The sequence below is a fragment of the Capnocytophaga sp. oral taxon 864 genome (genome assembly GCF_002998835.1).
In the GTDB taxonomy this organism is placed as follows: Bacteria; Bacteroidota; Bacteroidia; order Flavobacteriales; family Flavobacteriaceae; genus Capnocytophaga; species Capnocytophaga ochracea.
This window is the reverse complement of the sequence record NZ_CP027232.1, coordinates 2,161,115-2,167,500: the sequence shown is the minus strand read 5'-3', so window position 1 is coordinate 2,167,500 and position 6,386 is coordinate 2,161,115. Positions and strand designations below refer to the sequence as shown.

The 6,386-nt window shown below is 41.9% G+C and carries 2 protein-coding genes, 2 tRNA genes and 2 rRNA genes (1 of these 6 cut by a window edge); all 6 read right to left on the bottom strand.

Translation table 11 applies throughout. From position 1 onward, the window contains the following. Nucleotides 1–262 (bottom strand): 23S ribosomal RNA (locus C3V44_RS09760) (it extends 2,583 nt beyond the left edge of the window). 163 nt (nt 263–425) lie between these two features. Then, nucleotides 426–499, bottom strand: a tRNA-Ala gene (locus tag C3V44_RS09755). An 83-nt stretch (nt 500–582) separates the two neighbouring features. Continuing rightward, nucleotides 583–656: transfer RNA gene (locus tag C3V44_RS09750), tRNA-Ile, on the bottom strand. Between the two features lie 122 nt (nt 657–778). Then, nucleotides 779–2,296, bottom strand: a 16S ribosomal RNA gene (locus C3V44_RS09745). The 16S and 23S rRNA genes sit together here with 2 tRNA genes alongside, the layout of an rRNA operon. 446 nt (nt 2,297–2,742) lie before the next feature. Further along, nucleotides 2,743–4,347 carry an L-lactate permease gene (locus C3V44_RS09740; RefSeq protein ID WP_106096329.1) on the bottom strand — a complete coding sequence of 535 codons (1,605 nt, stop codon included), beginning with the start codon at nt 4,345–4,347 and terminating at the stop codon, nt 2,743–2,745. A gap of 162 nt (nt 4,348–4,509) precedes the next feature. Further along, the gene (locus C3V44_RS09735; RefSeq protein ID WP_106096328.1) at nt 4,510–6,351 is read right to left on the bottom strand and encodes a DUF5689 domain-containing protein; all 1,842 of its coding nucleotides are present in this window, start codon (nt 6,349–6,351) and stop codon (nt 4,510–4,512) included. Nucleotides 6,352–6,386: the final 35 nt, after the last annotated feature.

The window sequence follows — 6,386 nt, the reverse complement described above, 5'->3', positions numbered from 1 at the left end:
GGGTTTGGGCTAATCCCATTTCGCTCGCCACTACTTTGGGAATCACTTTTGTTTTCTTCTCCTCCGCCTACTTAGATGTTTCAGTTCAGCGGGTTTGCTCACCTTTACGGTGTAGTACATCTTCAATGTACTGGGTTGCCCCATTCGGATATTTGCGTATCATATCGTATGTGCCAATACACGCAACTTTTCGCAGCTTATCACGTCCTTCTTCGCCTCTGAGAGCCTAGGCATCCCCCATACGCCCTTACATAACTTTTCGCGCTTGTAGTCCTAGTCAATTGACAATTAACAATTGATAATTGACAATTATCTAGGTACCTCTCGTTCTCTTTGATTCTTTTTAATATTTTTCGTTAGATTATCAATAATCTATTATTGATCTCTTATGCTCTTTATCCCAATATGTCAATGTACGTTTGTTGTGGAGAATAAGGGATTCGAACCCTTGACCCCCTGCGTGCAAGGCAGGTGCTCTAGCCAGCTGAGCTAATTCCCCGTGTCTCTAGGTAAGAGATATGAGGTAAGAGGTAAGAGGATCCTTCCTCTAGCTCACTCCTAGAAATTTCCTTCTTTTGCTTGTAGTCCCAGGCAGACTCGAACTGCCGACCTCTACATTATCAGTGTAGCGCTCTAACCAGCTGAGCTATGAGACTTTGTTCTTTTAGGTAAGAGGTTTTCTTCTCTTTGTCAATTACTCTGTACCTTATTTTTTTGTTGTCAGCAAGATTTAAAGAATCTGTTGATTCCTTATGCGTCAATTATCGGTTTTCTCTAGAAAGGAGGTGTTCCAGCCGCACCTTCCGGTACGGCTACCTTGTTACGACTTAGCCCCAGTCACTAGTTTTACCCTAAACAGCTCCTTGCGGTAACCGTCTTCAGGTACTCCCAGCTTCCATGGCTTGACGGGCGGTGTGTACAAGGCCCGGGAACGTATTCACCGGATCATGGCTGATATCCGATTACTAGCGATTCCAGCTTCACGGAGTCGAGTTGCAGACTCCGATCCGAACTGTGACCGTCTTTATAGATTCGCGCCTGCTCACGCAGTGGCTGCTCTCTGTAACGGCCATTGTAGCACGTGTGTAGCCCAAGATGTAAGGGCCGTGATGATTTGACGTCATCCCCACCTTCCTCTCGGTTTGCACCGGCAGTCCCATTAGAGGGCTCGACCTTACTCGTTAGCAACTAATGGCAGGGGTTGCGCTCGTTATAGGACTTAACCTGACACCTCACGGCACGAGCTGACGACAACCATGCAGCACCTTGAAAACTGTCCGAAGAAAAGGGTATCTCTACCCCTGTCAGTCCCCATTTAAACCTTGGTAAGGTTCCTCGCGTATCATCGAATTAAACCACATGCTCCACCGCTTGTGCGGGCCCCCGTCAATTCCTTTGAGTTTCATTCTTGCGAACGTACTCCCCAGGTGGGATACTTATCACTTTCGCTTAGCCACTCAAACTCGCGTCCAAACAGCTAGTATCCATCGTTTACAGCGTGGACTACCAGGGTATCTAATCCTGTTCGCTCCCCACGCTTTCGTCCATCAGCGTCAATCAATTGTTAGTAATATGCCTTCGCTATCGGTGTTCTGTGTAATATCTAAGCATTTCACCGCTACACTACACATTCCAACTACTTCACAACCATTCAAGACCAACAGTTTCAAAGGCAGTTGCTCAGTTGAGCTGAGCGCTTTCACCTCTGACTTACCAGCCCGCCTACAGACCCTTTAAACCCAATGATTCCGGATAACGCTCGCATCCTCCGTATTACCGCGGCTGCTGGCACGGAGTTAGCCGATGCTTATTCGTAAGGTACCGTCATCAAACTACACGTAGCCCTTATTCTTCCCTTACAAAAGCAGTTTACAATCCATAAGACCTTCATCCTGCACGCGGCATGGCTGGATCAGTCTTCCGACCATTGTCCAATATTCCTCACTGCTGCCTCCCGTAGGAGTCTGGTCCGTATCTCAGTACCAGTGTGGGGGACATCCCTCTCAGAACCCCTATCTATCATCGCCTTGGGGAGCCGTTACCTCTCCAACTAACTAATAGAACGCATACTCATCTTTCACCACCTAAGCTTTAATAGTATCACGATGCCGTATTACTATACTATGGGGTATTAATCCAAATTTCTTCGGGCTATCCCCCAGTGAAAGGCAGATTGTATACGCGTTACGCACCCGTACGCCGGTCTCAGTTACCCGAAAGTAACCTCCCCCTCGACTTGCATGTGTTAGGCCTGCCGCTAGCGTTCATCCTGAGCCAGGATCAAACTCTTCATCGTTAAATTCTTTTATATCTTCTAACCGATCTTCAAGTTATTGACTTCAGGTTTCACTCAATTCTTTAAATCTTTTTTTGTGCTGTACAACATTATGTCAAGGTACGTGTTGTTTCTTTCCACTCCAGAGGCACTACTCTCCTCTTTTGCGGGTGCAAAGGTATAACCTTTTTCCTAACCTCCAAAATTTTTATACACTTTTTTTTGAAGAAATTTTTTAGTTACCTGATAATGAGATATGTATTTTTATATTAGTACCTAAAAAATCGTAGAAAAACTCTAAAAATATCCGAGATACAAGTCGCACGGATAAGAAAAAACGATAAATATGAGCTACAAGAAACTCATCTATGGAGTAGTAGCGCGATAGGCTAGTAAAAATATACATTTAAAAAAAAATTAAGAACAAAAAAGCTTTGTTATAAATTATAGCAATATCCCTTTACCTATCAGAATATTAGCGGAATAACAAGATATGCTACCAGCGCAGCTATCACTCCATATACCATCATAGGTACAACGGTAATTTTCATTATTTTCCCTTCGGCTTTATCAATGCCTAATACTGAACATACCGCGATAATATTATTGATACACACCATATTACCCATCGCTCCCCCTACTGATTGCAAGGCGAGTATCAGAGGCACTGAAAGTCCTGTGGTATTAGCAACCGAGTATTGCACGGCTCCAAAAGTAAGGTTCGATACGGTGTTAGAGCCTGAAAAGAAAGACCCTACCGCTCCTAAATACGATGAGAAGATCGTCCAGTGACTGCCTGTGGCTTGAGCCAATCCGCGACCGATAATTTGCACCATAGAGTTTTCACCTCCCATCAGCATTACATTTACCATAATAAGCGCACCTACCAAAGCCAAGAAAGGCTTCTGTATCTGTACAAAACTGGCTAAAAAAAGCTCTTTGGTCTGCTTCCATTTCAGCGAGAATAACGGAATGGAAATGAGTACTGTAACGACAAACGGAATAAGTGCGGGCACGTAGAGCAGTTTATAACTCTCGTTTTCGCCCGTAGCAAAAATATTATTCAGTGAAAAAATGAGCCCTTTAGTAACCTCAAAATCGCCTAGATAACCCAATTTTATAGTAAACCACTCAGTTGTATCATTCAAAAGTGCTTTTAGTGGAAGTTGTTTAATGCGGGTAAGTGCTAAAATGATAATGAGTGAAGCCGTAGGAAAAAGGGCTTTGATGAGTTCTGAAGATTTTACCTTCTCGTGATGTACTTCACGGTTATCAGTTTTAGATAGTCCTATTCCTTTGCTTGCGACACCCACCGAGATAAAGAGCCCGATAGCTCCTCCTACCAAAGCGGGAAACTCGTAGTTAAACCAAGCAATAACCACGTAAGGCACCGTGCACGAAAGAATACTAATGAGTATAAAAACTATATTTCGGCGTATCTGTTGCCAAGATACAATCACCTTGAGTGCCATCACAGGAATTACAAAAGCAGCAAATAGATGCACAATAGCCGTAATCCTACCTATGTCGGAAAGCTCAGTGTCAGAAATAGCTCCATTACCGATAAGCGTACCAAAACCAAACCACGTAGGGGTACCCACCGCTCCAAACGATACGGGCACCGAGTTCATAATAAGTGTGAGAATGGCAACTTGCAACGGCTTGAAGCCTAATCCTACCAATAAAGGAGCTGCGATAGCCGCAGGCGTACCAAAACCACTGGCTCCTTCAATCATAAAGGCAAAAGCCCAGCCTATAATCATCAGCTGTGCCACAGGATTCGGACTGATGTTGCCTAACCAACGGCGCAACACATTCATTGCTCCTGTCATCTCCATCATTCGGTTGAAGAGCACCGCCCCAAATATTACCGTAATAGGCGTAGCTACCGATATGATAGCCTTAATAAAGTTAGCATTTACGGCTACAAAAGAGCCTTCAAAATAAGTTAGGTGCAACACATACACCAATCCTGCGATAAGCGGGAGTACTATATACGAGGGAAGTGCGTTTTTTTTAACCATCAAATAGATGAGTAGTACTATCGGAAGTACGCTAAGAAATAAAGCCATAGGTTTCTTTTTTATTTTCTTTTGAGGGCAAAGATAGTGCTTTTTATTTAATATACAAATATTACGAAAGAAATATGTTTTCAAGCGAAATAGCAAAGACAAAAAAAGAGTGAGCCTCCAAAAAGGCTCACTCTTTTTGAATAAATCCAAAAAACTTCTTTTCTACTGGAAGTCTAAATCGGCTTCTTTTTCGTATTTAATTTGCTTAGTGGTTACATTATTCTTATTGGTATATTCTCCTAGAGTGCCTGTAACAATAAGTTTGGTACCTGCTGTTTTCAGTTTGGCTTTAGTTTTTTTGGATAACGCTTTAAATACAGTACTAGTAGCATATAGTTGTATTTCGGTATTATCCGTAGTAAAAACTATGAAAGAAGAAGAATCTTTTACAGTAATTGTTCCTTCTAATTTCACTTTTTTGTCTTTATATTTATTGAAATCAGCAACAGTAGCGGTAGCTGCATTTAGCTCAGGAAGCTGTACTACTGGGGTATCACCAAATACAATATCACCTTCCACAGCATAAACCAATTGATGTACGGTATTTCCATTTACACTATAATCTTCAAATTTTCCTTTAATTGAAGTGAGCTTTTGTCCGTCAGTACCCAATTTAGTTTGAGCGTCTTTACTAAAAGATTTGAGATTAGGAGAGTACAACTGTATTTTATTACCATCAGAGAAAACAACGTAAGATTTTCCTCCTTCAACTTTTAGAGTGGCATTCTTTAAATTTACGTGCTTACCCACTTGGTAATCGCTAGCAAGAGTAGCGGTTGTAGCGTCTACATCTACGTAAGTAATCGCAGCAGGTGCTTTTATAAATTCTATATCACTTTCTTTGCTGTACAGTATTTCTTTTACAACAGTACCATTTTTAAGGGCATAATCAGTAAAGATTCCTGTAACGTTTATTTCATAACCTTCTGTTGCCAATTTTTCTTTAGCTGCATCTGAAATAGTTACGCCCTTAGCTGAAAATACTTGTATTTCGGTACCATCTTTGAAAACAATGTAGGTTCTTCCGCTTTTTACTACTGTGGTACCGTGCAATTTTACGGTTTTGCCTACTACATAATCAGCTACAGTAGCATTGCTCGCTTCTAAGGTCTCAACAGTCGTAGAGGTTTGTGTACCAGTTTGTGTACTGGTAGAAGTACCTCCTTTTACTACCAAATCAGCATAATTGCTTATCATAAATTGGTAGTCTTTATTGAATTTAGTAAGCACTCCTGTTACTTCCACTTCACCGGCAGGCACTTTTTCGTCTTTAAACTCAGCATAACTGCTAGTTCTGAAGATAATAGTCTTCCCATTAGCATCGGTAAGCTTGTAATTAGTGCCATTTTTATCTTTTGCATTGGCATCTGGAATTACAAATAGTGTTTTACCTACGGCATCAGTAGGAAAATGTACCCCTTTAAGGGTAATGAGCTGGTCTACATGTGCTTCGGTAGATACTTCTTGTATAGAGTTACTCACTTTGGCTAATTCGGCAACAGTCTTGCGTTCACCTGTGTCAAACAAGTGCTTTTTATAAATCGCCTCAGCCATTGCGGCTACACCCTTTCTTCCGCTTTTGGCAGTATAAGTGCCATAACCTACCTCTATAGCACTGTTGTTAAGCTGAGTGGCAAGGCCTTTCAAGCGCAATTGTACTTTAGCTCCTATGGGGAACTCGGTATAAAGACCTTTTTTGTCAATCGCTACTGAAAGTCCTTGATTCTTATCAGCGTTCTGTATGTAGATTTTCCTGTAGAAGTTACCTCCTTCATCGCTAGATATTACATACCCCTCAATAGCTTCATCAGCAGTATAGGTAGCCACTGAGGCAGTTACTTTTGTGAGTACGTTAGCAAAGCTTACTACTTGACCGCTATAGTCAGGCAGTGGCTTTTTCCCGTTAGGATCGGGAATGTCATAATCGTCGTCTTTTACACACGATGCAATAGCGAATGCCGTAAGTAGGGCTATCGCCACTGGTTTTAATACGTTTAGTTTCATATAGCTATAAGTTTACAGTTATGAGTTATCAGTGT

Bases quoted from the DNA above. Each gene is read 5' to 3' on its own strand.
- C3V44_RS09735 (WP_106096328.1), bottom strand. From the start codon at position 6,351: ATGAAACTAAACGTATTAAAACCAGTGGCGATAGCCCTACTTACGGCA.
- C3V44_RS09740 (WP_106096329.1), bottom strand. From the start codon at position 4,347: ATGGCTTTATTTCTTAGCGTACTTCCGATAGTACTACTCATCTATTTG.